Consider the following 26,816-nt stretch of genomic DNA (forward strand, 5'->3'; position numbering starts at 1 on the left):
AATCCATAGCACCCCGTACCCGGTTATCGTGACCTTACTGTGTCGAGACCCTCGGGCGGAGAACAGCAATGGTTGCGCGTGCGCATACGCCGGACATGTGCCCGGTCCGCCAGGTCGCGATCGTCAGGAGTACCATATGGACGCCTCGACGGACCGCCGAACGATCATTACCACGAGCGCGCTACTCGGCGTCCTCGGGCCCGCCGAGGCGGTCGGCATGACATCCACGGCGGTGGACAGCCGCGCGGCGCTACACCAGGTCGAGACCGGTCTGGAGACCCTCGCCCGCCGCTGGGAGACCACCGCACCGGCCGACCTGGTCGAGCGCCTCGCGACGCTGGAGCACCATGCGCAGACGATCGGCCGATGGCGGTTGGGCCCAGCCCTGCGCCGGGACTGGATACGAGCGCATGGCCGGATTCTTCTCATGACCTCCGTGGCGCAGGGTGACAACGGCATGGCCAGGCCGGCCACAGTCTCGGCGCGGGCGGCGCTCGTCCTCGCGAAACATGTAAGAGACGCGACGACTGCCGCCCACGCCGGAGTCGTGTTGGCTGAACTCGCCGCTTATTCCTTCCAGAGCACCCGCGACGGGTTGGCACTGGCGCGGGCGGCCCAGGCCACGGCACCACACGCGCACACCGCGATCCTGGCGATGACCACCGAGGCGCACATCATGGCCGCGTGCCACCTGCCTACCGACGATATCGTTGCCGTGCTGCGCTCAGCGGGATCGGTCGCGGCAAAGCTCCCGGCAGGTGCGGTGGGCTACAGCCTGGACGGTATCCATCCTGGGTATCTGCCGACATTCGGCGGTGCGGCACTCGTCGTCGCCGGCGCATTGGACGAGGGAAATGAGCGGCTGAGCGAGGCAGCCGAACTGTTCAACCGTTCCCGGGCGTCCGGTGCTCTCGCCGCCGTCTGCCTTTACCAGGCATCCGCGGCGATGCACGCACGCGAGCTGGACAAGGCCGAGATCCTCGCGACCAGAGCGCTCGCCGCATCCGCCGTGCGGCCGAGCAGTTGGCTGTCGAACGGAATCCTCTTTCTCGCCGAACGCGCCCGCAGCCAGGGCGCGGACTGGTCCGGACTCGTCATCCAGGCCCAGGAATGGTCCCCACTCTGATCGCGTCGTTGACGTCCGGGGGCGGTCACGACGTCATCCGCCGGCGCGCCCCCTGCGCCGGAGCCTTCCACCGGGACACCGGCGCACGGCGCCCGATCAGCCATGCCAGCCCTGGCCACAATACCGCCGGCCGTGAGGGCGCCGGCCGTGAGGGCGCCGGCCGTGAGGGCGCCGGCCGTGAGGGCGCCGGCCGTGAGGGCGCGGCGTCGAGCCCAGGGACGCACACCGGCGCGGAGTCCATGCAGCAGCAGGCCAGCAACAACCATAATCAGAACGACCAACGGCGACAAGATGTTGGAATAATGCAGTTCATTCGACGGGTTGAGGTTTACGGATTTCTGTAGGGCAGTGTTCGAGGCGATCGGCAGCGGCGGCGGTGTCGCCTGAGCGAGAACGGGATAAGAAATAGGCACGGCGGTACATTATCGGGTGGGCGACAATGAGAACCGGGCCGGTGGAGACGAAAGTGCTTCGGCTCGCCCCCACGGTCATCGCCTTGGTCGCGGCCAGCCGCGCCGGGTCCACGCCGACGGGCTGAAACGCTGGGCCCGCTCAGGGATCCGCGCACATCGCGGCGTCAGCCTGTTGCTTGGAGCCGAACAGGTCGGGAATCACCACAATCGGTTCGGGACCTGCCGCCGGGCCGCAGTCGTCGCCCCGGCCGTCCGCCCTGCCGCCCCCGGTCGGACCGGCCTGCGCGGGTGGTCCGGGATCAGTCGACCAGCTCACGGGCGCGGGGAGCAGTCCGCCGGCCGGGCACCGAAGGGTGCAGTCTCCTGTCCTCCGGATCGGGTCCGAAGGCATCCGTCCGATCCGATGCGGTGGGTGGAACCGATGACACCCGCCACCCGCCGTCGGCCGACGGCGGGTGCGCGGGCGAAGACCGGGGCCATGATTCGACGAAAGGTGCGGTCGGATCCCCGGGATAGTCGGGATAGTCGGGATAGGCCGGGTGGGCCGGATCAGCGGCTCCGGCCGGCCTGGCGGGATGGCCGAGCCTGGCGGAGGAGGGCGGGCCCCCGGCGGAATCTGGATCGCTCGAAGGGGCGACAAGGCGTGGCAACGTCCGTGCTCCGTCCGTTTCCGGGATTCCGGGAACGGGGTGGACGGGGTCGGGGTAGGTAGACCGGGCCGGGAAGGACGATCGGCTCTGCTCGCGGCGGCCCGCCCACCGGTCGTCGTCCCGATCGTCATCAGCCCTGGCCCGGACGAGCCGATCGGACGACGGTCGATCGGCCTGGATCAGCACGTCGCCCGGGGTGGGCCCGCCGGGCGCGGCGAGCCCGAAGGCGATGACCGCGACCGTGAATCCAGCCGCCGCGACCGCGCCGCTTCGCCGCCGGTCCAGAATTCCGGCCCAGCCGACCCGCCCACGCAGGATGCCTGCGACACCAATCAGCATCACCATCACCGCAAGCAAAGCGATGATCATCGCAACCGCCGACATCGGGGCCCCCAGGTCGCAGCATCAGCACGAGAACCCGAACCGTAACTCGCCGAAAGTAACGAGACGAATACCAGAACGTCGTGTCGCCCTCCGCGTACCCGGAAAAGTGCGGCAACCGACGGCCTCGAGCGAGAACGATCAGCCGCCCGAGGTGACAGGCTGCTCCGCATCGAGGGACTGCTCTGCTACGACGGGCCCAATGAACCGGCCGCCGTGCCGGCCAGCTGTCCGGTCGCCCTAGGCGAGCCCTCGTTCGTGCGCGGCGGAGCGGACGGCGACCCCGTCCCGGCCGCCGACGGTCCGGCCGCCGGCCTGGAGACGGACCGATCCCCCGGTTCCCTCGGTTGCCGCGACGCCCCCGCGCCGCGGCCCGCACCACTCGATCCAGATGATCCGGGTGAGGGGCGACCGCCGTCGCGTGGTGTCGGGGCCGTGCTGGCTCCTCGGTCGGACCCGGCATGGTCGCGCCCGTCAGGCTTCTGACCGGCGGTTCCGCGACCGCCGACGGTTTCCCGGTCGTCCCCGCCGGTTTCCCGGTCGTCTGGGCGGGTGTCGGGCCGACCATGCGCCGGCGGCGGGGTTCCCGTCGGCCGGGTTCTCGGCGGTGACGTCCCAGACGGCGTCGGCGGCGAGGGCGTCCCAGACGGCGTCGGCGGCGTCGGCGGCAACGTCCCTACCTGCAACGTCCCTACCTGCAACGTCCCCGACGACCGGCCGCCCGCGGGCGACGCCCACGGCGGCCAGGTGTCCCAGGCGGGAGGACGCGACTGCCGGGGTCCGCCGCGGTCATCGGACGGCGCCGGACGATGTGCGGCCCTGTCCGCCTCCGGGTCCCGATCCGCGTCGGTGTCCGCGGGCAACGTGGACCCGGGCTCGGCAGACGTCGCGGATCGCACTGAAAGTGGTGATGCTGGCGTGGACGGTGATGGGAGAGTCGGTGCGGGCAGGACAGCCTGACTCGCGGGCAGGTCCAGATCGTTGCCGTCGCCGACCCCGACTCCTCGGGAGGCGAGCAGCCCGAAAGCGACGAGCGCCGCGGATCCCGCGCCGGCAACCGCGCCTGCCGTACGGCGGTTGGGGATCCACGCCCATTCCGCGCGTCCCCGCACCAGGCCGAGCACGCCCGCGATCAATATCAGCCCGGCAACAGCCAAGCAGAAGAACACCATGGAACCCTCCAGGGCGCAGTCAGCCTCCACCCTAGGGGCACATCCCCCACCTGATGGCGCAGCGTTGATTACGGAGAGTTTCTAGTACCTATCCGCCAAGGTCAGGAAACACCGAGCGAATCATCTCAGGCGCCCATCGGTGGAATTCTGCCGAGAATGTTTGGCACATCAGCAGCATCAGGCAGGGTGCCGAAGGCCAGTCCCCCCTCACCGGCGACTCTCGTGGCGCAGAACGCGTCGGCCACGGCGCCCGGGGCGTAGCGCACCAGCAAGGAGCCCTGCAGGACGACGGCAAGTCGCTCAACGATGCGCCGGGCGGCGAACTCCGCGTCCTCGGACCGGTCGAGGACACCGCGCAACCGGGCCCAGGCCGCGTCCAGCCTGCGGTCCGTGCCACGTGCCGCGTCGATCTCCATGGCGAAGGCGGCGAGGCTGGCCGGTTCCCGGGTGACCGCGCGCAGCACGTCGAGCGCGTTGACGTTGCCCGAGCCCTCCCAGATACCGTTCAGTGGCGCCTCGCGGTAGAGCCTCGGCATCCCGGACTCCTCCACGTAGCCGTTACCTCCCAGGCATTCGAGCGCCTCGGCGGCCAGTGCCGGGGAACGCTTGCACACCCAGTACTTCGCGACGGCGATCGCCAACCGTCTGAACGCTCGTTCCTGACGATCGCCACGGGCCGCCCGGTCAACCGCGCCCGCCACCCGAAGCACCAGGGTCGTCGCGGCCTCGGACTCCAGGGCGAGATCGGCGAGCACATTGCGTATCAGCGGAGCATCGATGAGTAGTCTCCCGAACGCGCGTCGGTGACGTACGTGGTGGGCGGCCGCCATGACGGCCGCACGCATCCCCGCCGCCGAGCCGAGGCTGGCGTCGAGCCGGGTCATCGCCACCATCTCGATGATGGCCCGGACCCCTGCGCCCTCCTCGCCGACCAGCCAACCGACCGTGTCGTCGAACTCCGGCTCGCCGCTGGCGTTACTACGGTTACCGAGCTTGTCCTTCAGCCGCGCGATGCGAAAGGTGTTGCGGGCGCCGTCCGGAAGCACCCGTGGCACCCAGAAGCAGGACAGGCCACCGGGGGCCTGGGCCAGGACCAGGAAGACGTCGTTCATCGGGGCGCTGGTGAACCACTTGTGCCCCCGCAGCCGATAGGTCCCGTCGCCCGCCGGCGTCGCCGTCGTCGTGTTAGCACGGACGTCCGAGCCACCCTGCTTCTCCGTCATGCCCATGCCCGCCAGCAGGCCGGCCTTGCCCTCGGGTGGGCGCAAACCCGGATCGTAGACGCGGCTGGTCAGCAACGGTTCGTAGCGGGCGGCGAGCTCCGGGGCGGCGCGCAGCGCCGGCACCACGGCGTAGGTCATCGACACCGGGCACAGATGGCCCTGCTCGACGGTGCCCCAGACCAGGATGTCCGCGGCGCGGGCGACATGGGAGCCGGGACGCGGGTCGGCCCACGGCGCCCCGGCCAGGCCCTCCCGTACCGCGACCTCCATCAGGGCGTGCCAGGAGGGATGGAAGTCCACCTCGTCGACGCGAAACCCATAACGATCATGAGTACGCAGTTGCGGCGGGAACCTGTTCGCCTCGTCGGCCTGGCGGGCGGCCTCCTCGGTGCCGGCCAACCGACCGAGTCGATGCAGATCGTCCGCATGCCAGCCGGCCCCCTCCCGCGCGAGGGCCGCCAGTAGCGCCGGATCGGCCGCCGCATCGTGCCCCACGAGGGGCGGAGGCTGGTTGGTCACCTCATGGGTCCGGGACGAACACGTCCCGGGAACCGCCGTTGTCCGGTTGACGGTGGTCGGCGAGATCACCGGCCCTCCTCTCGGCCGGGCCGCACATCGGCCTCGACAGTGCCGCACATCGACCGGGCCGCGTTCGAGCGGGCCGCGTTCGAGCGGGACCCGTCGGCACTGGTGTGAAGCGTGCCACTCCTGGCCGCGTCGGACCAGTCGCATCGCGCGCTCTCGCCGGATCCACGGGCCGTGTGCTCGGTGGGGCCGTGCGGATCACGGCTGTACCGAAGAAGATCCGCTCCCGCGACGAAATCCCACGGCGGACCAGAAACGATCCATGCCGGGTGCCCTGAACAGGTGGGCTGTTCCCAGCCGGCGTCCGGCTATTGCGCCCAAAGGTGTTTACACATTCGGTATCCAACGCCGGGACGATGTCGTCGCGCCCTGATGTCCGGGCACCGGGCCGGATCGAGAACCGGGTAATCGACCGGTAGCCACGCCCAGGCGAAGAAATCCGCATGCTCCGGCCCACCAGAGGCGCGGTGAATCTCCGGGCCGCCGTCCGGGCGAGAATGCCGTTTCCCGTTAAGCCAGGCACCGGCGGAGCGGATCGGAAGCAGCCGACGCACCGCTCGACCAAGCCGCCCCGCGCCCTGTCCGACGCCTCGACGAGGAGCCGGCGAAGCGGGCAGGGGCGGTCACGCGCTCCTAATTCACCCGGCGGTCCCGCCGCCGCGAAGCTCCGCCGGCTCGAGCAACGCACGCGGTGACCAGATGATCATCTTCCGCGATACTCGATCGGGCTAGACCGGCCAGGTGTTACGGAGAGTATTGAATAATGCCGAAGGGAACGAGAAGCATGCGGGGACCGGTCGCGGAAGGTACCAACATCACAGCTCCCCAACCCCGACCGACGGCACCTAGCGTTATATATAGTAACCCATAGTCGAGTTGATGTCGCCTGCCGACTGACCATCCAAGCCTTAAAGTATTCGGAACGACACTTCTAGTAGTCGAATCATCTTCGTTCGGCAATCTCCTCCATCCCACGGACGCGCCGGGTCACCCAGCCCAATACGCCGGTCCGTGTCGGCGCAAGCGGTGGAGTTCTGTCACGGGCAGCGGCCGGTGAAACTCGTGGCACAGATACTCGTATGCTCACCCACTACCGGGATGATTCGACGGCACGGAAAACAGAAAGTCTTCACTCACGGTAAGATCCGTCGAGTCCGGGCACGGTTGTCGGACGGGGCATATAGATGATCAGAGGTGGCCGAATCGGTGGGCGGCAAGCGCCCGGACGAGTCACGGCCGCAATCAGAACCTCAGCGGCCCGGGCCGGATCGCGACTCCGGCGGCGATTCATCCACCCACTGATCGTCGGACTACTCACGGTTGCGGTCCTCGGTACCATGGCAATCTGGACGGGCTCCGATCTGCTGAGCCGGGAGAAGATAGACCGCCTCAACGAACGTTCCCAGCTGGTCGAGCGGCTCGCGCAGTGGGCGGCGATCGTCAACAACCCGGCGGCTATGCAGTCCGCGACCGATCGGACGCCCTTCCAGCCCGGTGACCCCCTGGGGAACGAAGCCCTGCTCCCGCAGCTCCAGATCGCCCACTCCGGCGATGTCATCCGGGTGGTTGCGCTACTCGACACCGCGGGCCATACCACGGCCTCCTATCCACGGGGGAACTCCATAGTCCCCACCAACCTGGGGCAGGCCTGGTCCGCTGCCTGGTCCGGGGTTCCCGCCGTGTCCCCCGTCTTCGCCCTCCACGATGGCCGCGTCAGAGCAACGGTGGTTCCCGTCGGCCGTCCGCGGTCCTGGGCCGTCCTGGTCTCCGTGTCCACCGAGGAGTCCAACCTCCAGTTCACCAACGGGATCGCGGCCCTGCTCGGGGTCGGCCGGGGCAGCATGTCGACGGTCGGCCCGGACGGGGTACCAATCGCCTCCACCGAGCCGGGCATGCTGGGTCGGCAGGTCCTCTCGACCGCCGATCTCTCCCGCTCCCAAGCCCAGCGTGGCGGTGCGCGGATCTGGGAGACAACCGAGAACGGCAAGAGGATCACAAACATCACGGCGGTGCAGCCGACGACGGGGTACCTGACCTACTTCCGGCAGGCCACGGACTCGCTGAACGCCGACCTCCGGGCCCGACGGAACCAACGGAATCTGACGTTGCTGGCCTTCACGCTGACGTCGGTCCTAAGCATCATCTTCGTCGGCCTGCTGCGGGAGGCGGCGGCTCGGCGTTCCCGGGCCGGGCTGTGCGCGTTGTTCGCGGCGGCCCATGACATCGTGCTGACAACCGACCTCACCGGACGGCTCACGTTCATCAGCCCCGCGATCGTCCCGTTACTCGGCCATTCCCGGGAGGCCTGGCTCGGGCGCAGGGTCGCGGATCTGGTGCACCCGGACGACGCGCACCGGCTCGTACGATTGATCGAAAACCCCGCTGCCGGGTCCCTGCTCAACATTCGGATGACGGCGGCGAACGGCACACCCCGGTGGTTCGACGTCGCGACCCGCCGCCTGTCCACCCGGGACGGATCCGGCGAGGTGCTGATCACCTGCCATGCGGTCGGTAAACGGAAGCAGCTGTTGGACCAGCTCGGCTATCAGGCGCGCCATGACGTACTCACCGGGCTGTGTAACCGGACCGCCTTCGAGGAGCAGCTCGAGGATGCCCTCGCCGCGGCTGCGGGCGTCGCGGTCCTGTTCATCGACCTCGACAGCTTCAAGCCGGTCAACGACACCTTCGGCCACGCGGCCGGCGACCGGGTGCTGCAGGTCATCGGTGGACGGATCCGAACAGTGCTGGGCCCCGACGATGTCGCCGGGAGGTTCGGCGGCGACGAGTTCGGGATCCTGCTGCGGCGCGCGAACGAAATCGCCGCTCGCACCATGGCCGGTCGGGTCATCCACGCGGTACGGGAACCGATTCTCGTCGACGGCTACGAAGTCTGCGTCGCCGCAAGCATCGGAGTAGCGCTGGCCGTCAGCCGGCCCAGCCATTCCGGGCGGCTGCTGCGCGCCGCCGACGAGGCCATGTATAAGGCCAAGCAGGCTGGTCCGGGACGATATGCCATGGCGGACCCCCTGGCGGCCGAGACCACCACGGTGGAGCCCGCGGTAACCAGGCCCACCGCCGTCCAGTGCACGCCGGCCGAGACCGCCACGCTCGAAGCGCCCGCACCGTCCGCGCCCGTGCTCCTCGCCACTGACGAGATCACGCCGCGATCCCCGGTCATCCGACCGCGCTCGATGTCCTTCCCAGCCTTACCCAGATCCCCAGGCCCGTCCAGATCCCCAGGCGCATCCGGATCGTCACCCGCGGGCCGGACCGGGCATCTGCTGTTTCCTCGACGCTGGCGGACAACCGTGCGCGAGCAGCTGGGGCGAGCCATCCCACTGCTCGTGCTGGGGACCGTCATCCTGGCCGCCACGGCGGTCACTCTGGAGATCGAAGATGCCAACCGGCGGCGAGACGAGGCCCAGCACATCGCCGAGGCTCACTCCCTCGTCCTCCGTCTGGCCGAGTATGTCGCGGACCTGGGCCAACCCGTGGGCCTGATCGACCCGATCTCCAGGCTTCCCTGGTCGCTGACCGAACCCGCCGTCGACCAGCGGGTGCTGGCCTCGGTCTCCCGGTCGGCGTTCGCGGGCCCCGACACCGTTCTGGCACTGGTCGATCTCGACGGCAGGCCGACGGCGGTCCAACCCGCCGGCGCAACGATCCCGTTCCCCCCGCGGGACCAGATCTGGGCTCTCGCCCGCACCAGCGGAATCAACATCCCTGTTTTCCACCTGGGCGATCGGGTTCGGGCGTACAGCATCGTGCCGATCGTGCGGGGCGGACGCAGCGCCGCGTTCCTGGTCATGGGTAGGCCGGGAGCCGGGATGCCGGGAGCCGAGATGGTCCGCATCTTTGGCGGCGGGGGCACCGGGACGAGCGGCACCGGAGAGGGCACCCGGATCGTCATCGTCGACAAGACCGGGCGCATCGCCCTGTCCGACGATCCGTCCGCGGTCGGGATCGCCATGACTGACGGCACGGAGCTGCGGTCAATCAGGCCAGGCCAGAGCCGGCGGGTGACGGTACGCAACGGCGGCGGTCACGTCGCCGTTGCCGCCGCGATCCCCGGCCATCCCACATGGGGGTACCTCATCCTGCAACAGGACGGCCCACTGCCGCACGACCCGCGAGACAACCATGCCGTCGGCGATCTGCTGCTGCTCGGCATCGTGGCCGTCACGTTCTCAGGCCTGACAAAAATGATCTTCCGGGGAGAGCAGGCGGTCCGGCGCGACCGGGCGCGGCTGCAGACCCTGGTGCACGAGTCGCACGACATCATCGTCAACCTGGACCGTGCGGGCCGGCCGACCTTCATCAGCTCGGCGGTCGAGAGCCTGCTCGGCTACCCGGTCGAGGCCATGATCGGGCTGCCGCTCATCGACCTGGTCCATCCCGAGGACCAGGCGGCGACGCGGGCCTTCCTCGCGGACCGGCAGTGTGGTGGACCGGGGTCCCTTCTGGACGTCCGCATGCGGACGGTCAACGGCGGCCATCGCTGGTTCGACATCGAGGCCGGCGCCTGGCGGCCCGCGTCCGGGCCGGGCCGCTTCGACGGTGGTGTCCTGCTTACCTGCCACGAGATCAGCGAACGTCGTCAGTTGCAGGAGCAGCTACGGAAACGTGCCACCCACGACCCGTTGACCGGCCTGCCGAACAGGGCGGCGCTTACCGAATTCCTCGATCAACTGGCTCGGGAGCAGACTCCGTTCGCGGTTCTGCTCATCGATCTGGATGACTTCAAACCGATCAACGACACGTTCGGTCACCAGGTGGGCGACGATGTGCTGTGCACGGTCGCCACTCGGTTGGCCGACGTCCTCGCCCCGGGCCCGTCGGCGGCCAGCGCGGGACCGGTCGAGACGATCGGTCCCGCGCTGATCGGCCCCGAGACGATCTGGCCGGAAGCACGTGCCGGGCAGGCGTTCCGACTCGGCGGTGACGAGTTCGTCATTGTGCTGCCCGGGGCCGACTCCCTGACGATGCGTCAGACCGAGCAGCGGGTGCGCGAGTTCATCGAGGCGCCCCTCACCGTGGCCGGCAACACCCTTGTGGTCAGAGCGACGATCGGCCTGGCGTCCTCGCAGGCCGTCGAGGGCGCCGGCTCGCACAGTCCCGAGAGCGTGGTCCGGCATGCCGATGCGGACATGTACGAGGCGAAGACGAGCGCCCGGGCCCGACGTTCCATCTCCCCCGCGGCGCGATGACCCCCGCAGCCTCCGCCAGCCTGGGACGCTGGGCGACGTCAGCCGGCAGAGCAGGGCGGATCCATGCTGAGGAGGTCGCCGGCGCGGTGCGATGGCTCTGCTCACCCGAGGCTTCCTACGTCACCGGAGCAATACTCGACGTGACCGGTGGGCGGTGACCATGTGCCACCGGGCACCGGTTATCGGGCACCGCCCCCCGCCAGCCGGTAAATAACCAGCGCCTCGGGGTGCTGTCGGGCGTGGCGGGCCACGGCTCGTCGGTAGGAGCCGGTGGCCCACCGCATGGTCCAGGTCACGCCGACTAGATCAAGCAGGGTTCCGAGACGCCGGTTGAGATCTTCCCGGGCTTCCTCCTCGGCGATGCGGGCAGCGTTCATCACGGTCTCCACGCCAAACGCGCAGTGCATTCCCGCGGTCCACCGTGCCCAGCTCGACCATCGATCCGGGGCCGCGATGAGCACGAGGTACGCGTCGAGCTTCGCGGCAAGGTCAGCGGCCAGCAGGACATCGGCCATATCCGACAAGTCTCCGATACGAAGACCGACGACGAGATGACGCTCCATCCGGACCCGCGAGTCCACTTCGGTACGCTCTGCCCGTTCCACGCTTCCTCCCGCGTTTCCTTTCTCCCGAGGCCCTCGGTCGCCCTGTCGACGTGCGCGGGATTGTCGCGCTTCACAGCCGGTGATGTCGAAGTTACCGACACATCGCCAGTACCCACTCGACCCACAGATCACATGTTCCGGAACGCGTTTGTCGGCAGCCTGGTATGGCCGGCTGCCGGATAATGCCGATGTTGCCGGATCAATGTTGGTCGTCGCCCGCCCGGTCGTACCGGTCGATTGTGACCGCGCCCACCGGAAAGGGGAAGGGTCTCGCCGTATTCGACGCACGCACATGCTCTCGGGACGGACCATCCGCCAGATGCACAGCGCGCCGAACGCATCCGCGTACGGGAGGTGATTTGTCGGCACCTGGGCCCCGGACCTGCAAGGATAGCGGCGCGGGAAGCCCGGATCACTTGCCGGCCCGGGATGGGATCCATGATTAGGCGCGCGTCTCTTTATCGTAAAGGAGCATGCTATGTCCATATTGGACCGGTTCCGGGTGGACGGCCGGGTCGCCGTCGTCACCGGGGCGTCCTCCGGTCTCGGGGTGGACTTCGCCCGGGGCCTGGCCGAGGCCGGCGCGGACGTGGCCCTGGGCGCCCGCCGGACCGACCGGCTCACCACCACCGCCGAGCTCGTAGAGAAGGAGGGCCGCCGCGCCCTGCCGGTCGCCACCGACGTCGCCGACCCCGCCTCCTGCGAACACCTCGTCGCCGCCGCGATGGAGACCTTCGGCCGGGTCGACATCCTGGTCAACAACGCCGGGATCGGCACCGCCGTCCCCGCGCTCAAGGAGACCCCGCAGCAGTTCCGCTCCGTCATCGACGTCAACCTGGGCGGCTGCTATTGGATGGCGCAGGCGGCGGCGCGGGTCATGCGACCCGGCAGCAGCATCGTCAACATCTCCAGCGTCCTCGGCCTGACGACCGCCGGCCTGCCGCAGGCGGCCTACACGGCGAGCAAGGCCGCCCTCGTCGGCCTCACCCGCGATCTGGCCCAGCAATGGACCGGCCGGCGCGGCATCCGGGTGAATGCGCTGGCGCCGGGTTTCTTCCGCTCTGAGATGACCGACCAGTACCAGCCCGAGTACCTCGAGACCCAGTCGGCGAGGATTCTCCGCGGACGCATCGGTGAACCGGAGGAACTGACTGCGGCGCTTCTCTTCCTGGCCTCCGACGCCGGCAGTTTCGTCACGGGGCAGACCCTCGCCGTTGATGGCGGTTTCACCATCACCTGAGCCCTCCGTCCATATTGTCCGGCTCGCCGGAAACACCCGCAAATCAGGTCTCGAGCGGCATGATTTCGGCGGCGAAGGCGTCGAAGAAATCCGGCCATCCGCCGGGCGTCGTGACCGGATGAAAGACGAACTTGCTCATCCCGGCGGCGAGATACTCGGCGATCAACGAGCGCGCCACGTCCCGCCCGGCCGGAAGTAACCGCTCCGGGATGACCTGCGGATAGCGCCGCCGCAACGCCGCGAACGCCTCGTCGAACACCTCCCCGCGGCGCCCGTCGGGTACGGGGCAGGAACGGCGGAACGCCATCGACCCGGCGACCCCCAGGAGATCAGACCCGGCGGCCGTCGATGCCGGGCACCGTCGCCAGCTCGTGGCGCAGTTCAGCCAGCACCCCGGCGACCAGCGGTTCCCGCAGGACGCCGCGGTGGTCCCCGCCGATCCGGCGGATCGCGGCGGGTCCGGTCAGGACGCCCCGCCAGGCCTCGATCTCGTCGTGGTCGTCGGCGAGCCAGACCGCCGTCCGGCCATCGTAGGTGCGGGGGCGGTAGGTCATCGTCAGGATGCGCCCCTGGTTGTAGAAGACGTCGTACTGGTGCATCCCCCGGAAGCGGACCACGCCGGCAAGCGGCAGCTCGACGAGCTGCCGCAGGCGGTCGACCATCACCGCGGGGTCAGCGTAGGCCCGTCGTCGGCGGCGAGTGGGCCGATCCCCCGACCGGCGTCGGGCGACGCCGGGGAGTCCGGATGCGCTCCCTCCAACTGACTGGTCGGCACGATCGCCCCGGATCGGGTCAGCCGCGAGGTACCCGGCAGGTAGGTGTCGATCAACGCCAGCAGGCCGACCTCGTGGCCCGCCTTCCGGAGGACCTGCGCGACCTCGAACGCGATCAGTCCGCCGAAGGAGTGCCCGGCCAGCAGGTAGGGACCCGTCGGCTGGAGAAGACGGATCTCCCCCACGTGCCGCCGGGCGGCGGCCGACACCGACCAGTCGGGGATGCCCCGCCGTTCCAGGGCGTGCGCCTGCATCCCGTAGACCCGCCGTTCGCCCGCGAAGTACCGGGCGAACGGGAGCAGACCGATCGCCGGCCCACCGGCCTCCGGGAAGCAGAACAACGGGGTGCCGGAACCGCCGGGCGTCAGCGGCATCACGGTGGGATGCCCGACGGACTCGCTCTGCCGGGCGGCCCACATCTCGGCGAACGCGGCGGGCGTCGGCGCCTGGACGACCACGAAGCTCGGCAGCCGGACCCCGAACTCGTCGCACAGGGTCGCCACCAGCTCCTGCGCGGTCGCCGCATCACCGCCAAGGGCGGTGAAGTCGTCATGCAGACCGACGGTCTCGAGGCCGAGCACGCGGGCCCACAACAGGGCCGCGGCCACCTGATACGGATCGGCCGCAGACATGCCCGGCAACGACATCACCCCACAGGACTAGGCGAAGAGCACATTGAACACCACCAGTCAAGATCATCGATACGCCGGCCGGGCGTTCGCGGGAACCCGTGATCGAGGCCCACGGCGGTGAGCCTGGTCCCGCCGGTCGGCCCACTCCCCGGTGGGGTGGCCGGTTCCCCGATGGGGTGACCCGTCCTCGTCGGGCATTGACGGCTCGGCGTCGGGCGCTCACCGTAGACGTGTGGGTGATGTGGGCAGACCGGAACGGATCGTCGAAGACGAGCCGATCAGCTTTCCCGACTCCGAGCCGCTGACCATCCCGGTCCCGGCCGCGCCGGAACCGGACCTGGAACCGGTTCCCGGGTGAGCCTGCTCGGCTGGCGGCAGTGGGCGGTGGACGCGCACGGCCAGCTACGCCCTGCCTGGACGCCGTGGTCGCCGTTTCCACCCGGGCTACTGCTCTGGCGCGCCGACGGCATGACCGAGGCACATTGCTTGCGCACCCGCCGGCCGGACCGGGACGTCGAGCCCGGCGAGCCCGGCGCGGGCCACGAACGGGTCCCGGACGAGCACTGCGCCTGCGGCCTGTACGCCTGGCGGGACCCGAGCATCCTGGCCGCCGCCCGCCCGCCCCGCTGGACCTCCCTGCCGTACGTCGTCGGAGTGGTCCGGCTCGGGGGGCGGGTCATCGTCGGTGAACGGGGCTATCGCGCGGAGCGTGGCTATCCCGTCGCCGTGCTTGACCGCGACGGCGTCGTCTCCGACGACTACGCCGTCGCGCGCTATCGCAGCTGCGCCGCGTTGGTGGCGGAATGGGCGGATCCGAGCGCCACGTCCCGCGGCCAGGACCGGGCAGCCGGGTAGTACCGCGCGCCGCACCAGAACGGCCCGGACAGCCGAACACCGGGAACCGCCGGAACCTCGAGAACGACCGCCGCCTCGAGAACGACCGCGACCGCCGGCCCGGGAAACCGGCGAGGGTTTCCGCACCCGGCCGAGGAACTCTCCCTCGGTGGGTATCTCTCCCCGTGTCGTATCGCGGGTAGACCGTTACCCCACACCGCCAAATAGTCACGCTATGTAGCCATGGAGGCAATCAGGGCGATTATGGTCGTGAACGCCCCGTACATCCCGTCCGCAGGGGGCGGATCGGGGTCGACGGGCACACGAGGGGGGCCGTCGTGACGCAATCCGAAACCGCAGGGACCGCCGGAGGTATCTCCGATCGCGGCACCGATCATGCCCCCGGCCACGGTGCACACCCGGCGCCGGCGATCCGGTCCTGGCGGATCCAGGTTCCTCCGCCGCTGTTGGTCGCGGTGGGATACCTAGCGGTGGCCGTTTGCATCTTCCACTCCGCCTGGGGGAATCTCGGGAACGTCTCCTACGGCGGCAACGACGCCATGCTGTTCGCCTGGTTCCTCGGCTGGACGCCGCACGCGCTCGCCGACGGGCTCAACCCGTTCCTGACGCACCACATCAACGTCCCCGACGGGGCCGACGTCCTGTGGAGCACACCCGTGCTCCTACTGGGCGCGCTGGCCGCACCAATCACGCTGCTGGGCGGCCCCGTGACCACGCTGACGGTGCTGCTGACCCTGGCGCCCGTGATCAGCGGATTCGCCCTGTTCTGGGTGCTGCGCCGATGGGTACGCCCGGGACCGGCGGCGCTGGCCGACCTGCTGTACGGCTTCGGACCGTACATGATCGGCGCGTCCTACGGTCATCTGCATCTGACCTTCGCACCGTTCCCGCCGGTTCTCCTGCTACTCCTCGACGATCTCGTGGTCCGCGGGCGGGGGCCGCGGCGCACCGGCATCCTGCTCGGTCTGGCGATCACCGCCCAGGCGCTGATCGGCGAGGAGCTGCTCGCCACATCCGCGCTGGCAGCCACGTTCGGTCTTGTGATCCTCGCCGTACATCATCGCGATCGGATCCGATCGCGGCTACGACCGGCCCTGACCGGCCTCGCCACGGCCGGCGGAGTCGCCGCGGCCGCGCTCGCCTGGCCGCTGGGCACCCAGTTCCTGGGTGCCCAGCGGATCCACGGCTCGATCCAACCCGATGGAATCGCCGTGACGGATCTGCTGACCTTCGTCACGCCGACGCCGATGCAGGCCGTCGCCCCGGACGACGCGCTGCGCCACAGCCTCGGTTTCACGGGAAACGCGGTCGAGGTCAGCGGTTATCTGGGCGCTCCACTGATCGTCCTGATCATCGTGGTCGTCATGGTCGTCGTCACGACGGGTGGTGCGCGCCGGCCTCCGCTGGTCGGGGTGTTCGCTCCCCTCGGCGTGGTCATGGCCGTGCTCTCCCTCGGCGGTCACCTGCATGTCGACGGCCGGGACACCGGCGTTCCCCTCCCGTGGCTGCCCCTTCAGCACGTGCCGGTGCTCGGGAACGCGTTGCCCTCCCGCCTGGCGTTATACGTGATGATGTGCGCGGCCATCGTGGTGGCGACCGGGCTCGACCGGCTGCCGTCGAACCGGACGGCGCCCGCCGACCTGGACCCCGGACGGGGGATCCCCGCTCGGGCCCGGACCAGGACCGTCCGGGTGGGAGCCGGCGTGCTGACACTCTCTGCCCCGGTGGCACTCGTCCCCGCCCCGATGCTCACCACGTCGATGACGACGCCCGCGTTCTTCACTGGTGACGGGGTGACCCTGATTCCGGAGGGTGCCACCGCACTCGTCGTCCCCTTTCCCCATCCCCAGAACGCCGAGGCCATGCTGTGGCAAGCCAGGGCGAACTTCCGGTTCGTCATCCCCGGCTACTACTGCACCGTCCCCGGGCCCGACGGCCGGGCGGCGTTGCACAGCCCGCCGGACGCGCTGACGTCCGCCCTCATCGACATCGACAACGGCGCGACGACCGCCGCTGCCATGTCGGGATCGCCGCGGCTCCGGGCGGCCTACAAACGGCTGGCCCCGGACGCCGTCGTGCTGGGACCGGCGCGACGGACCGCCGAGCTACGCACGCTGCTGCGCGAACTCGTCGGCGTGGCTCCCCGCCGCGTCGGCGGAGTCGACCTGTGGCTCCCAGGCCGGGAAGCCGGACGTTGACCTCGCCACCGGTGACCCCGTGTCGTCCACCGGACAAGCCCGAAGGCCCGCAGGGAATCGCACCCCGGAAGAGTTTCCGAGAAGCTGGCAGCCGGGCGCTTTACCACCGCATCCCGGCCGTGAACCTGCTCTGCCGATTCCTCTACGATTTCCCGCATTCCGCGACCATGGTCGTCAGTGATCCACATCCCAGAGCGGAGGATGCGCGGTGTCGACGGACCAACCGGCCGGGTCCCGGCCGGAAAGGCTGACCCGACGGCAACGCCTCACCGTGGTGATCGGTGTGGTTCTCGCCGTCGCCGTCGTCACTTCGGTCGTTGCCACGTCCGATCGTTCCAGGGCGGCCGCCTGGCCGCCGGCGGGCCGATCCGCCTGTGCTTCGGTACAGATCTTCACCGGCAACGTCGGGTCACCCTAGAATCAGTTTGCCCGGGTACTGCGGACCCGGTTGCAAGCCGCCCCGGAACACTTCGACGTGGACGTCGTGGAAACAGCGGGTTCCACGGAGAACATCTATGACCTGGAATCACCCGACAGCCGCGTCTGCGGGTTGGTGATCGCGCAGCTCAACACGACGGTCGACGCGGCGGAGGGGGTCAACCAGTTCGATCCGAACCGCGGTGGCCACCCGGTGGCGGGTCTGCGCACCCTCGGCCCCGTCCATCAGGACCTGCTGCACGTGATCGTGCGCGGCCCCACCAGCAGGTCGGATGACGTCGACATCACCCGCTTCGCCGATCTCTGCCATCGACCCATCGCCGCCGGCCGGCCGGGATCGGGGGTCCGGCAGATCAGCGAGGTGCTCCTGCGGGTGGCCCTGTCCGAGGACTGCCGCGGCGAGCTGGACGAATCCTCCATCGACGAGGCCCTGCGCCGCCTGTCCGCCGGGAAGGTGAACGCGGTGGTCTGGGCGGGCGGAGCCGGAACCCGGCAGATCAAGAACGCCATCGCCGGTGGCGCCCGGCTGCGCCTGCTCGACCTGTCCAAGCTACCAGGACGGCATCACCGCCGACTGGGACTAGTTCTACCGGTCCCGCGGGCACTTCTTCGCCGGGCCGGTCTTCGGCACCGGAAGCCTCGGGCCCGACGACTACCGGGAGATCCCGCCGGTCCGGACCGTCACAATCCCCAACGGCCTGCTCGCCCATGCGGACGCCGATCCGGTACTGGTCAGGCGGGCGACCGCCGAACTGTTCCGGGATCCGCAGGACTACGCAGAGGCGCTGTGGGGCGACAACCCCGGGGGACGGACGGTCCCGGACGCGCTGTCCGTCTACAAAGGACCGCTTTTCTGCTATATACCGTTGCATCGGGCCGCCACGGAATACTACGTTCAGAGATTCCGACGCCCACCGGGCTGTGGTGCGACGTGACAGCGCCGCCAAAGGCAGCGCCGCCGGGGACAGTGCTGCCGGGGACAGGGACGCTCGAGGACCAGCCGTGCTAAGACCACTGAACGACACCGACCCGCGGGTGATAGGGCCCTATCGCCTGCACAATCGCATCGGCGCCGGCGGCATGGGCGTTGTTTACCTGGGATTCGGGCCGGACGACCAACCCGTCGCGGTAAAGGTGCCGCACGAGGTGCATGCCAGTGACCCCGAGTTCCGTGCCCGCTTCCGTTCCGAGGTCTCGGCTGCCCGGGACGTGCAGGCCGATACCGTCGCCCGGGTGATCAGGGCCGAGGTGGACGGGCCGAAGCCCTGGCTCGCGACCGAATACGTGGCGGGCCCCACCCTGCACGCCGCCGTCCAGAGAGCGGCCCGCTCACGGGCCGCTCTCTGGACGGGCTCGCGATCGGTCTCGCCACGGCCCTCGAGGCGATCCACACCGCCGGCGTGGTGCATCGCGACCTCAAACCGGCGAACATCGTGATGTCCTGGGCCAGTCCCAAGGTCATCGACTTCGGGGTGGCCCGGTCGGCCGATTACACCGGCGACACCCAGGCGGGCGAACTCGTCGGGACCGTGGCCTGGATGGCCCCCGAGCAGATCAACGGCCAGCAGGCGGGATCGGCCGCGGACGTCTTCGCCTGGGGATGCTGCGTGGTCTTCGCCGCGACTGGGCGACGCCCCTTCCGCGGCGAGGCGCCGGAGATCGTGGCACTGCACATCAGCTCGACCGAACCGGAGCTCGACGGCGTGCCCGAGCGGCTGCTCGGTCCCGTTCGCCGCGCCCTGACAAAGAACCCCGGGCACCGGCCCTCCGCCGGCGAGCTCGTCCGCCTGCTCACCCAGCGGCTCTCCCCCGGGGAGACGGCCGACGCCAGCAACGGCGTCCCCCCGGTCACGGCCGCGGAACCGAACCGCGAGCAGACCCGGCCGACCCCGAATCCCGGCCCGCCGGCAACCCCTCCCCCCAAACCCCCACCCGTCCCGACGCCGCCATTTCCCCCAGCCGGGCCCGCGCGTCCTTCACGTCCTTCACGTCCTTTCCGGTCCTCGTCACGGTCATCGGTCCTGACCGCGCTGCTCACCCTGACCGGTCTGGCCGCTGCAGCCGGGGTCTGGGCCGCTGGGACCGAGCGGACCGGCCATGCCGTCGTTGGACCGGTGGCCGCCACGATGATCGGCTTCATCTGCGGACAAATGACCTTCCTGAGTGACCGCCGGATCGGCGTCCTGACGACCGTGGCCGCGGCGGTGAGCGGGTCAGGGGCCGGTCTGCTGCTCGCGCGCGTCCTGGATGTCGACGAGCCGAATCGGGTACTGCTGTCGGTTGCCGGCGCCCTGATCGTCGCCACGGCCTTCGCGGGCGCCATGGCGCCGTCCCGGCCGGCCCCGGGGGGTCGGCCCGGAACCGACGGGCCGGGCGGGCCGGGCGAGCCGGGGGGGTCACACCGGCTCCTGGAACTGACCCACCCGGCCTCCCACCCGAACACCGGTGGGGAAGCCGGCACGGACACCGCCGAGGCGACCCTGCGCCCGCCCGGCGCCGCGGCCCCCGGCCAGCGTCTCGTGCCGGAACGCCCCGACCCGTCCTGACCGACCCGCCCCCGGCCCAGCCCGGCCTCACCCGACCCGACCCCGGCCCGGGGTCACGCGGGTGCCCGGGTCCACGGGCTCCCGGCGAGCGGGCTGCCCGGCAGCGTCTCGATATTTCCGTCCACCTGGGAAGCTGTCCTGCGACAATGGAGGAAGCCAAGGGGGTGTCGTGGCTACCGTTCCGGTAGGCAACCGTATGGTGGCGGGCCGATACCGACTTGTCGCGCGGCTGGGTGCGGGTGCGATGGGGACGGTGTGGCGTGCCTTCGATTCCGTGCTGGAGACCGAGGCAGCCCTCAAGGAGATCGAGTTCGCCGGCGGAGTCGCCGAGGCCGAACGCGCGGACCGGGTCGAACGCGCCCTGCGGGAGGCGCGCCACGCGGCCAAGCTTCGCAGCCATCCGCATGTCGTCACCATCCTCGACGTGCTCTTGGAGAACGGCCTGCCCTGGATCGTGATGGAGCTCGTGCCGTCTCGGTCCCTGTTCGAGGTGGTCCGGTCCGACGGGCCCCTGCCCGTCGCCGAGGTCGCCCGGATCGGGACCGCGGTGCTCGACGCCCTCGTCGCGGCACGGGCGCATGGCATCGTTCACCGTGACGTCAAGCCGTCGAACGTCCTGATCGGGACCGACGGACGGGTCGTGCTCACCGACTTCGGCATCGCCACCGGCGACGGCGACCCGACCCTCACCGTCACCGGTGTCCTCGGGACCCCCCTTTACATGGCGCCGGAGCGGCTGAACAACCAGCCCGCCACCTTCGAGGCGGACCTGTTCAGCCTGGGCGGCACGCTGTACTTCGCCGTCGAGGGCCGGCCGCCGTTCGAGCGGGACACGTTCGGCGCGATGCTCGCGGCCATCCTGCTGCACCCGCCCGCCCCGGCGCACCGGGCCGGCGAGCTGGCCGCGGTGCTCGACGGCCTGTTGGAGAAGGACCCCGGCCGGCGGATGACCCCGGCCCGGGCGCGCGAGCTGCTCACCCGGGCGGCCCAGGCCGATCCGCCGCGTCGGGCGGCCCACGTTGACGAGCTGTCCTGGCATCCAGGGCCCACCGCCGGAGCGGCGCCCACCCAGGTGCCCAGCCAGGTGTCCGGCGGGCACGTCGATCCCGACGCGCCGCAGACCGGCTATCCCGCCGCCCCGATGGAGCTCACCGCGGTGGAGCAGGACGGCGCGGTCCTGCTCCGATGGGAACCGTCGGCCACGCAGGGCGCCTCCTACCGGGTGTCGCGTGTTCTCGTCGATCCCACGGCCCCCGGCGGCCGCCGCGAACGCAGCCTGGGCATCACCACGGCCACCGAGCTGTTCGACGCCGGCGTGCCCAGGGGCGTCCCGCACTGGCACGAGGTGGTCACCACGGTGTCCGACGAATCCGGCCAGCTGCGGTCCATACCGGTCCGCACCCCGACCCGCACGCTCTTCCCGCCCGTCACGGCGCTGCGGGCAAGTATGATCGACGACGCGGTCGCGGTGATCGGCACGGCCGTCACCCATCACGCTTCGTAAACAGGCCCCGATCGTGACCTAACGCCCATCTCGAGCGGTGTGGCCGCGGGCCCGGGTGCCAGCATGGGTCACCGTGAAAAGTCCAGACAACATCGCCGGCAGCACCGGCACAATCGACAGCACCGACACCACCGGCCCGACCGACCGCACCAGCCCGAGCCACGCCGATCAGGACGGCTCCGCGCCGCTGCCAGCCTATGGCTACCGTGACATCGACCCGGGCACGGCCCGCCGGGCGAGCCGCTTCTACTGGGACGATGCCGCGGCGGACTACCAGTCGGAGCACGGCGCGTTCCTCGGCGACAGCGACTTCTGCTGGTGCCCGGAGGGACTGCGGGAGTCCGAGATCGGGTTGCTCGGCGACGTCGCCGGCAAGGTGGTCCTGGAAGTCGGCTGCGGCGGCGCGCAGTGCGCCCGCTGGCTGCGCGGGCAGGGCGCCCGGGTGGTAGGGTTCGACCTGTCCGGCGGTCAGCTGGACCAGGCCCGCGCGCTCGGGATCCGCACCGGTATCAACGTGCCACTCGTCCAGGCGGACGCCGCGGCGCTCCCGTTCGCGGCCGCCAGCGTGGACGTGGCCTGCTCGGCGTTCGGCGCGGTCCCGTTCGTCGCCGACAGTGGCACCGTGATGCGGGAAATCGCCCGGGTGCTGCGGCCGGGTGGCCGCTGGGTGTTCTCCACGACCCATCCGTTCGTCTGGTGCCTGCCGGATGACCCGGACGAGAACGGCCTGCGGGTCTTCCACAGCTACTTCGACCGACGCGCTTACACCGAGCACGACGAGCAGGGCACCGCGATCTACACCGAGACGCACCGCACGATGGGCGACCGGGTCCGCGAGATCGTCGCCGCGGGACTGATCCTGCTCGACGTCATCGAACCGGAATGGCCTCCCGGCCAGGAGCGGACCTGGGGGCAGTGGGGACCGATCCGGGGCAGGTACGTCCCCTCCACCTCAATCTTCGTAACTCAGCTCCCTTCCGGGGCATCGGGCGCCGATCAGTACGAATGCGGCGCACACCAGGCCGCCGACTCAACGCGGCAACGGGCTGACACACTATGCACACAACGCCCCAGGGTGCGGTGAGACGGCCCGATCCCCCCCGTTATGGTGAGCCCCGGATTCGCCGTTAGGGGCAGACCGTGTATCACGCTCACTCCACACCCGGAGATGTCACGTTCAGGCGACGCGGCAATCCGGCCGCCCGCGCGTGCGCGGGCGTGGTCATGACAGCGGCACTGATGCTCGTGGCCGGGTGCTCTTCCAGCGGCGGCGACACCGCCTCGTTCACCCCGGTGCCACGGGCCACCCGGATCGCGCCCGCCGTCGAGGCTGATCCCCTGCCGCCGTTGAGCAAGTTCATCACCCAGCCGGACGGCAGCCAGGTGACGACGGTCAGCGCCGACTACCTGTTCGACTCGAACAGCAGTGAGCTCCGGAGGGAGGCCGTGACCGCGTTGGGGCAGATCCTGCCGTCGATCCGTGAACACCCCGGCCACATCGCGGTCATCGGGTACAGCGATGGGCTGGGTCGGACCGAGGACAACCTACGGCTGTCGCAGGATCGCGCCAGGGCGGTCGAGTCGTGGCTTGCGACTCAGAGCATCCCCGGCTCGGTGCTGGAGGTCAAGGGCAAGGGCGAGGAAGGCGCGCAGGACGGCGTCGCCGACGCGAGCCGGCGCCGAGTGGAGATCGTGCTGCGATGACGAGCAATGTTCCCGTCGCTGTTCCCGTCGCTCCCACGGCGGCGGCCGAGGATGCGACCAAGGACGATCTGATGGTTGCCGGGCCGCGGCGACGGGTCCGGCGCAGGCGGCTCGCCGGCCTGGTCGCGGCGACGCTGCTCGCGGCGCCGATGCTCACCGCCTGCAACACCGGCGGTCTACTGGGCAAGGCCGACGCCTCCGCTCCGTTGGACTGCACCCGATACCAGGAGAAGGCGCCGGACAACGGCGCATCCCTGCTACTGATCCTTCTCGACCTGTCCGACAACTCACCCGAGACGGCCGGGCGGGTGACCGCCCGGGCCCAGCCCTATCTCGACACCGCGCTGGAGAACGGCGAGTACATCCGGCTGGTCGCCAGCGGCGGCGGCCCGATGACCTACTCGGACTGCTTCCACGGCGACCGGATGTTCCAGATCACTCGGAACAACGACCAGCGCGAGGAGAAGGACCGGCTCGCCGCGTCGAAGGTGCTCAGCCAGGAGATCGACCACATCATCCAAACCGAGCAGATCAGCCCGAAGGGCAGCGTGACGGGCCTGCTTGCCGGCATCAACGATGAGATCAACGCCGTCCGTTCCACGCCCGACGTGAAGGTCGACGAGGTGACCGTGCTGGTCTGGACGGACCTCCTGGGTACCGGTCAGGAGTCCGACTGCCTCAACGTCGACGGCAAGAAGGCCTCCGTGTCGATCGCCGAGGCACTGGTCAAACGGTGCGTCGAGACGAAGCAGATCACCTCCGTCGGAAACGGCTAAGGTGCGTTTCATCGGCGTCAACGAGGGATCGGCGGACCGCCCGCAGCAGGACCTCGCCCGTTATCTCAAGGGCGAGCTGTGCCGACGGATCAGCAGTGACTGCAGCTAGGACGGCTCCGCCCCGACCGGACACCCGGCGTCGTCATCCTCATGCCCCCGACCAGCCCGGTCCCGTCGAAAGCGGCACTGCATTGACCACTCTCACCGCTACTTCCGGTCCAGCCGCGACCGTCGCCGGGGCACCCGAGATCCCGGAACACCCCGCCCGCATCCGCCGCGGCGCGCACCACGCCGACACATCCGAGCCACTGATGATCGCGACAGCACCGGTGGAAACCCACGCAAGGAGGCGACCCATGGGTGTTCTTCACGAGCCCGAGGAGCAGCATTTCAGCCCGGCCCTCATGCGCTCGACGGTCGTGATCACCAGCTGTCTGCTCATGCTCGCGGTGCTGGAGATCTGGGTCTGGCTGACCCTGTCGTCGCCGTTCGCGAAGGTCTCCGTCACCGGCTCGATGATCGTGACCGCGCTCAGCTTCTTCATCACCGGGAACACCTTCCGACTGCGCGACATCCGCCGTCGCGTGGGCAACCAGGCCCGGGCTGGCCGGATCGCCCCGATCGACGCGCTGTCCAGGCTGCCGCCGCGGGAGACCATCCAGCGACGATTCCTGCTGGGGGCCGTCGGTGCGGTCGTCGGGGTCGGCACGCTCGTACTGACCATGGTCTTCTCCGGTGACGAGGCCCAGGGTGCGCGCGAGGCGATGGTCGCCTCGGTGCTCGGCATCGTCTGCGCCATGCTCTGCTTCGTCGGCGGCACCTTCGCCCGTCCGATCGACTGACCCGCCGACCACACCGACCACACCGACCAGCAGCCGACGACGCCGCCGACAGCTCCGTGGAACCTCTCGTCGAATGTCCCGTCGAACCCGTCCGGTCGAACCCGGAAGGACCGAGATCGGAAAGTAGGAACCTCCAAGGTGCTGCGTAGGGGAAACCAGCCAGGGCGTCTGGCCAAGCAGCTCATCCGCCGGGTGGGAGACGCCGACATCGCACTGGCGGGCGCCGAGACCCGCCCGAAGGTCCTCAAGAGCCTTGAGGACGCGGAGGTCCAGGAGGTCCGCGCTGCGGTCCGGGCCGACGGGCGGACCCTGGAAGAGCTGATCGCCGAACTCCGGATGGAGATCGACTCCCGGGCCGAACGCCGGGAGCAGCGGACCGAGCTGATCAAGAACAAGGTCGAACAGGGCCGGCTGTGGCGCAGCGTCGGGGTGCAGGAACGCATCCCGCAGATGGCGCTGGCGGGCCCGGCCCGGGCCGCGGTGCTGACGGTGCTCGCGGCGCTGGACTTCTACGTCTTCGCCCAGTCCTACTCCGTCCTCGCCGACGTCGGCGGGTACAGGCCCGAATGGTGGCTGGGCGGCCTGCTGGGGGTCGCCGTGTTCATCGCCGGGGTGGCGCTCGCCCACGGCATCAAGGCGTCGATCCTCGCGCGGGCCCAGAAGCAGATGCTCGCCGACGCCGACGCGGGCCGATTCAAGATCGATCCGGAGATCCGCGAGCAGCTGGTGGAGTCGAAATCGTCGCCGCTGGCCCTGACCCTCACCACCGCGATCTTCCTGCTGCTGTCCATCGCCGGGGTGCTGGTACGCACCCAGGGACCGGCCGGCGAGAGCACCGGCAGCGCGATGATCGTGTTCCAGGCGTTGATCCCGCTGGTCGCCGTCGCGGTCGAACTCTACCTGCACGACCCGACGGAACGGGACGAGCCGATGCCCAACATCGTCGACCGTCGACTCGAACGGCGGCTGGCCAAGGCCGAACGGCGGCTGCGCATCGTCGCGGCCCAGGTCGAGGCGAAGGTCTCCAGGATCGAGAAGCTCCACCGGGTCGAGGAGGCCATCCTGGACGTGGAGCAGAAGGACATGGGCCTGCGACACACCACCGACCTCGTCCTCGGCGGTGGCCACATCCCGACCGTCCCGACGAACGGCCGGGTCGCCGAGGTGGACCGCGACCAGTTGGAGAAGACCCTCAAAATGGCCCGTCGATCCTGATCCGGCCGACGGGCACTGATCCGGCCGACGGGTAGCATGTGAGACCGCCATCGACGAGCACGCCACCCGCGTGCCGACCCCACGACCGGGAGTGACACTATTCCCATGCTTTCGGATGACGGCCTTTCGGATGACGACGTAGACGAGATCGTCTTCAAGGCCGCGGGAAACGGCGACCATCGCGGCGCGGCGGCCACTCTGGAGGCCTTGGCCGAACAGAGCGAGACGCACGGCGAACGCGTCACCCGGGCGTCCCTGCTGGTCGACGCGGGCAGCCAGTACGGGCTTGCGGACGACTGGGACGAGTCGATCCGCTGCTACCGGGCGGCGGTGGCAGACGGCGGCGGCTGCCTGGTCGATCCCCGCGTCTGGCTGCATGACGGCCTGCTGCGCAACGGGCAGCCGGACGACGCGGCCGCGCTGCGGGCCGAGCTGAAGGCGTCCCGGTCGGTCGATCCGGGCGTCTACGAGGCCGTGGCCGAGAGCCTGGAGTCAATCGGCCTGCTCACCGACGCCCACGCCTGGTTCACCATGGGCTACCACCGCTGCGAACACGCCACGGTCCCCGACTTCATGCTCGATCTCCTGCTGGTCGGCCGGCGGCGGGTGCGCGTCGCCCTCGGTTATCCGACGGACGATCTCGACGAGGTGGCCGAGGACTACATGGAGACGGTCGGCGGCTGATGGCCCCCGGGGTGCCCGGGGAAGTACCCGGTGCCCGGGGAAGAGCG

22 protein-coding genes and 1 pseudogene are annotated in these 26,816 nt (G+C 69.9%); 17 read left to right on the forward strand and 6 right to left on the reverse strand.

Going from position 1 to position 26,816, the window contains the following annotated elements; all coding sequences use genetic code 11:
- Positions 1-136 precede the first annotated feature (136 nt).
- Positions 137-1,126, forward strand: a complete 990-nt coding sequence (locus AC08OT_RS02450) for a hypothetical protein (protein WP_476591865.1) — start codon at positions 137-139, stop codon at positions 1,124-1,126.
- A gap of 712 nt (positions 1,127-1,838) precedes the next feature.
- Here the strand turns inward: AC08OT_RS02450 and AC08OT_RS02455 are convergent.
- Positions 1,839-2,573, reverse strand: coding sequence for a hypothetical protein (locus tag AC08OT_RS02455; RefSeq protein ID WP_476602493.1), 735 nt, complete (start codon positions 2,571-2,573; stop codon positions 1,839-1,841).
- Between the two features lie 1,294 nt (positions 2,574-3,867).
- Positions 3,868-5,553: an acyl-CoA dehydrogenase family protein gene (locus AC08OT_RS02460; RefSeq protein ID WP_476591867.1), complete on the reverse strand. Its 1,686-nt coding sequence runs from the start codon at positions 5,551-5,553 to the stop codon at positions 3,868-3,870.
- 1,334 nt (positions 5,554-6,887) lie between these two features.
- Between AC08OT_RS02460 and AC08OT_RS02465 the strand changes: the two genes are divergently transcribed.
- On the forward strand, positions 6,888-10,757 hold the full coding sequence (locus AC08OT_RS02465; RefSeq protein ID WP_476591868.1) for a diguanylate cyclase domain-containing protein: 3,870 nt from the start codon (positions 6,888-6,890) through the stop codon (positions 10,755-10,757).
- Positions 10,754-10,915 carry an SDR family oxidoreductase gene (locus AC08OT_RS02470; protein WP_462188879.1) on the forward strand — a complete coding sequence of 54 codons (162 nt, stop codon included), beginning with the start codon at positions 10,754-10,756 and terminating at the stop codon, positions 10,913-10,915. The genes AC08OT_RS02465 and AC08OT_RS02470 overlap by 4 nt, the downstream gene beginning before the upstream one ends.
- Positions 10,916-10,936: 21 nt before the next feature.
- On the opposite strand, the gene AC08OT_RS02475 is transcribed toward AC08OT_RS02470, so the two are convergent.
- The gene (locus AC08OT_RS02475; RefSeq protein ID WP_476596767.1) at positions 10,937-11,362 is read right to left on the reverse strand and encodes a hypothetical protein; all 426 of its coding nucleotides are present in this window, start codon (positions 11,360-11,362) and stop codon (positions 10,937-10,939) included.
- Positions 11,363-11,840: 478 nt separating this feature from the next.
- On the opposite strand from AC08OT_RS02475, the gene AC08OT_RS02480 reads away from it, so the two are divergent.
- Positions 11,841-12,602: an SDR family NAD(P)-dependent oxidoreductase gene (locus AC08OT_RS02480; RefSeq protein WP_476591870.1), complete on the forward strand. Its 762-nt coding sequence runs from the start codon at positions 11,841-11,843 to the stop codon at positions 12,600-12,602.
- Between the two features lie 43 nt (positions 12,603-12,645).
- On the opposite strand, the gene AC08OT_RS02485 is transcribed toward AC08OT_RS02480, so the two are convergent.
- Genes AC08OT_RS02485 through AC08OT_RS02495 form a run of 3 tightly spaced genes read right to left on the reverse strand, consistent with a single transcriptional unit; the run spans position 12,646 to position 14,007 of the window.
- Entirely contained in the window at positions 12,646-12,909 is a 264-nt protein-coding gene (locus AC08OT_RS02485) for a hypothetical protein (RefSeq protein WP_476591871.1), read from the reverse strand.
- Positions 12,910-12,931: 22 nt separating this feature from the next.
- A complete protein-coding gene (locus tag AC08OT_RS02490; protein WP_476591872.1) occupies positions 12,932-13,264 on the reverse strand; it encodes a hypothetical protein in 333 nt (110 codons plus the stop codon).
- Positions 13,264-14,007 carry a thioesterase domain-containing protein gene (locus tag AC08OT_RS02495; RefSeq protein ID WP_476591878.1) on the reverse strand — a complete coding sequence of 248 codons (744 nt, stop codon included), beginning with the start codon at positions 14,005-14,007 and terminating at the stop codon, positions 13,264-13,266. Before AC08OT_RS02495 ends, AC08OT_RS02490 begins: the two co-directional genes overlap by 1 nt.
- Before the next feature lie 354 nt (positions 14,008-14,361).
- Between AC08OT_RS02495 and AC08OT_RS02500 the strand changes: the two genes are divergently transcribed.
- The 13 genes and pseudogenes from AC08OT_RS02500 to AC08OT_RS02560 all read left to right on the forward strand — a co-directional run bounded on the left by AC08OT_RS02500 (position 14,362) and on the right by AC08OT_RS02560 (position 26,769).
- Positions 14,362-14,862: a hypothetical protein gene (locus AC08OT_RS02500; RefSeq protein ID WP_462188875.1), complete on the forward strand. Its 501-nt coding sequence runs from the start codon at positions 14,362-14,364 to the stop codon at positions 14,860-14,862.
- 470 nt (positions 14,863-15,332) lie between these two features.
- Positions 15,333-17,060: a hypothetical protein gene (locus AC08OT_RS02505; protein WP_476602494.1), complete on the forward strand. Its 1,728-nt coding sequence runs from the start codon at positions 15,333-15,335 to the stop codon at positions 17,058-17,060.
- A 208-nt stretch (positions 17,061-17,268) separates the two neighbouring features.
- Positions 17,269-17,478, forward strand: a complete 210-nt coding sequence (locus AC08OT_RS02510) for a hypothetical protein (protein ID WP_476591874.1) — start codon at positions 17,269-17,271, stop codon at positions 17,476-17,478.
- A gap of 66 nt (positions 17,479-17,544) precedes the next feature.
- Entirely contained in the window at positions 17,545-18,507 is a 963-nt protein-coding gene (locus AC08OT_RS02515) for a TAXI family TRAP transporter solute-binding subunit (RefSeq protein ID WP_476602495.1), read from the forward strand.
- Positions 18,501-18,935 carry a protein kinase gene (locus AC08OT_RS02520; RefSeq protein ID WP_476591876.1) on the forward strand — a complete coding sequence of 145 codons (435 nt, stop codon included), beginning with the start codon at positions 18,501-18,503 and terminating at the stop codon, positions 18,933-18,935. Before AC08OT_RS02515 ends, AC08OT_RS02520 begins: the two co-directional genes overlap by 7 nt.
- The gene (locus AC08OT_RS02525) at positions 18,884-20,044 is read left to right on the forward strand and encodes a serine/threonine-protein kinase (RefSeq protein ID WP_476602497.1); all 1,161 of its coding nucleotides are present in this window, start codon (positions 18,884-18,886) and stop codon (positions 20,042-20,044) included. The genes AC08OT_RS02520 and AC08OT_RS02525 overlap by 52 nt, the downstream gene beginning before the upstream one ends.
- A 169-nt stretch (positions 20,045-20,213) precedes the next feature.
- Positions 20,214-21,515, forward strand: a pseudogene (locus AC08OT_RS02530) (serine/threonine-protein kinase); the annotation flags it as partial.
- Between the two features lie 106 nt (positions 21,516-21,621).
- Positions 21,622-22,632, forward strand: coding sequence for a class I SAM-dependent methyltransferase (locus AC08OT_RS02535; RefSeq protein ID WP_476593605.1), 1,011 nt, complete (start codon positions 21,622-21,624; stop codon positions 22,630-22,632).
- A 140-nt stretch (positions 22,633-22,772) separates the two neighbouring features.
- On the forward strand, positions 22,773-23,252 hold the full coding sequence (locus AC08OT_RS02540) for an OmpA family protein (RefSeq protein WP_476593604.1): 480 nt from the start codon (positions 22,773-22,775) through the stop codon (positions 23,250-23,252).
- Entirely contained in the window at positions 23,249-24,028 is a 780-nt protein-coding gene (locus AC08OT_RS02545; protein ID WP_476593603.1) for a hypothetical protein, read from the forward strand. Before AC08OT_RS02540 ends, AC08OT_RS02545 begins: the two co-directional genes overlap by 4 nt.
- Positions 24,029-24,384: 356 nt before the next feature.
- Positions 24,385-24,870, forward strand: a complete 486-nt coding sequence (locus tag AC08OT_RS02550) for a hypothetical protein (protein WP_011434820.1) — start codon at positions 24,385-24,387, stop codon at positions 24,868-24,870.
- A gap of 138 nt (positions 24,871-25,008) precedes the next feature.
- Positions 25,009-26,085 (forward strand): hypothetical protein, encoded by a 1,077-nt coding sequence (locus tag AC08OT_RS02555; protein ID WP_476593602.1) that lies wholly within the window; start codon positions 25,009-25,011, stop codon positions 26,083-26,085.
- Positions 26,086-26,190: 105 nt separating this feature from the next.
- The gene (locus AC08OT_RS02560) at positions 26,191-26,769 is read left to right on the forward strand and encodes a hypothetical protein (RefSeq protein WP_476593601.1); all 579 of its coding nucleotides are present in this window, start codon (positions 26,191-26,193) and stop codon (positions 26,767-26,769) included.
- Positions 26,770-26,816: the final 47 nt, after the last annotated feature.

This window comes from Frankia sp. CgJB1 (assembly GCF_977947065.1).

What these genes read in the sequence shown, in the direction of transcription:
- AC08OT_RS02490 (WP_476591872.1), bottom strand. Translation starts at nt 13,264, where the DNA reads ATGGTCGACCGCCTGCGGCAGCTCGTCGAGCTGCCGCTTGCCGGCGTG.
- AC08OT_RS02545 (WP_476593603.1), top strand. Translation starts at nt 23,249, where the DNA reads ATGACGAGCAATGTTCCCGTCGCTGTTCCCGTCGCTCCCACGGCGGCG.
- AC08OT_RS02480 (WP_476591870.1), top strand. Translation starts at nt 11,841, where the DNA reads ATGTCCATATTGGACCGGTTCCGGGTGGACGGCCGGGTCGCCGTCGTC.
- AC08OT_RS02560 (WP_476593601.1), top strand. Translation starts at nt 26,191, where the DNA reads ATGCTTTCGGATGACGGCCTTTCGGATGACGACGTAGACGAGATCGTC.
- AC08OT_RS02450 (WP_476591865.1), top strand. Translation starts at nt 137, where the DNA reads ATGGACGCCTCGACGGACCGCCGAACGATCATTACCACGAGCGCGCTA.
- AC08OT_RS02470 (WP_462188879.1), top strand. Translation starts at nt 10,754, where the DNA reads ATGACCCCCGCAGCCTCCGCCAGCCTGGGACGCTGGGCGACGTCAGCC.
- AC08OT_RS02455 (WP_476602493.1), bottom strand. Translation starts at nt 2,573, where the DNA reads ATGTCGGCGGTTGCGATGATCATCGCTTTGCTTGCGGTGATGGTGATG.
- AC08OT_RS02485 (WP_476591871.1), bottom strand. Translation starts at nt 12,909, where the DNA reads ATGGCGTTCCGCCGTTCCTGCCCCGTACCCGACGGGCGCCGCGGGGAG.
- AC08OT_RS02465 (WP_476591868.1), top strand. Translation starts at nt 6,888, where the DNA reads ATGGCAATCTGGACGGGCTCCGATCTGCTGAGCCGGGAGAAGATAGAC.
- AC08OT_RS02550 (WP_011434820.1), top strand. Translation starts at nt 24,385, where the DNA reads ATGGGTGTTCTTCACGAGCCCGAGGAGCAGCATTTCAGCCCGGCCCTC.
- AC08OT_RS02495 (WP_476591878.1), bottom strand. Translation starts at nt 14,007, where the DNA reads ATGTCTGCGGCCGATCCGTATCAGGTGGCCGCGGCCCTGTTGTGGGCC.
- AC08OT_RS02540 (WP_476593604.1), top strand. Translation starts at nt 22,773, where the DNA reads ATGACAGCGGCACTGATGCTCGTGGCCGGGTGCTCTTCCAGCGGCGGC.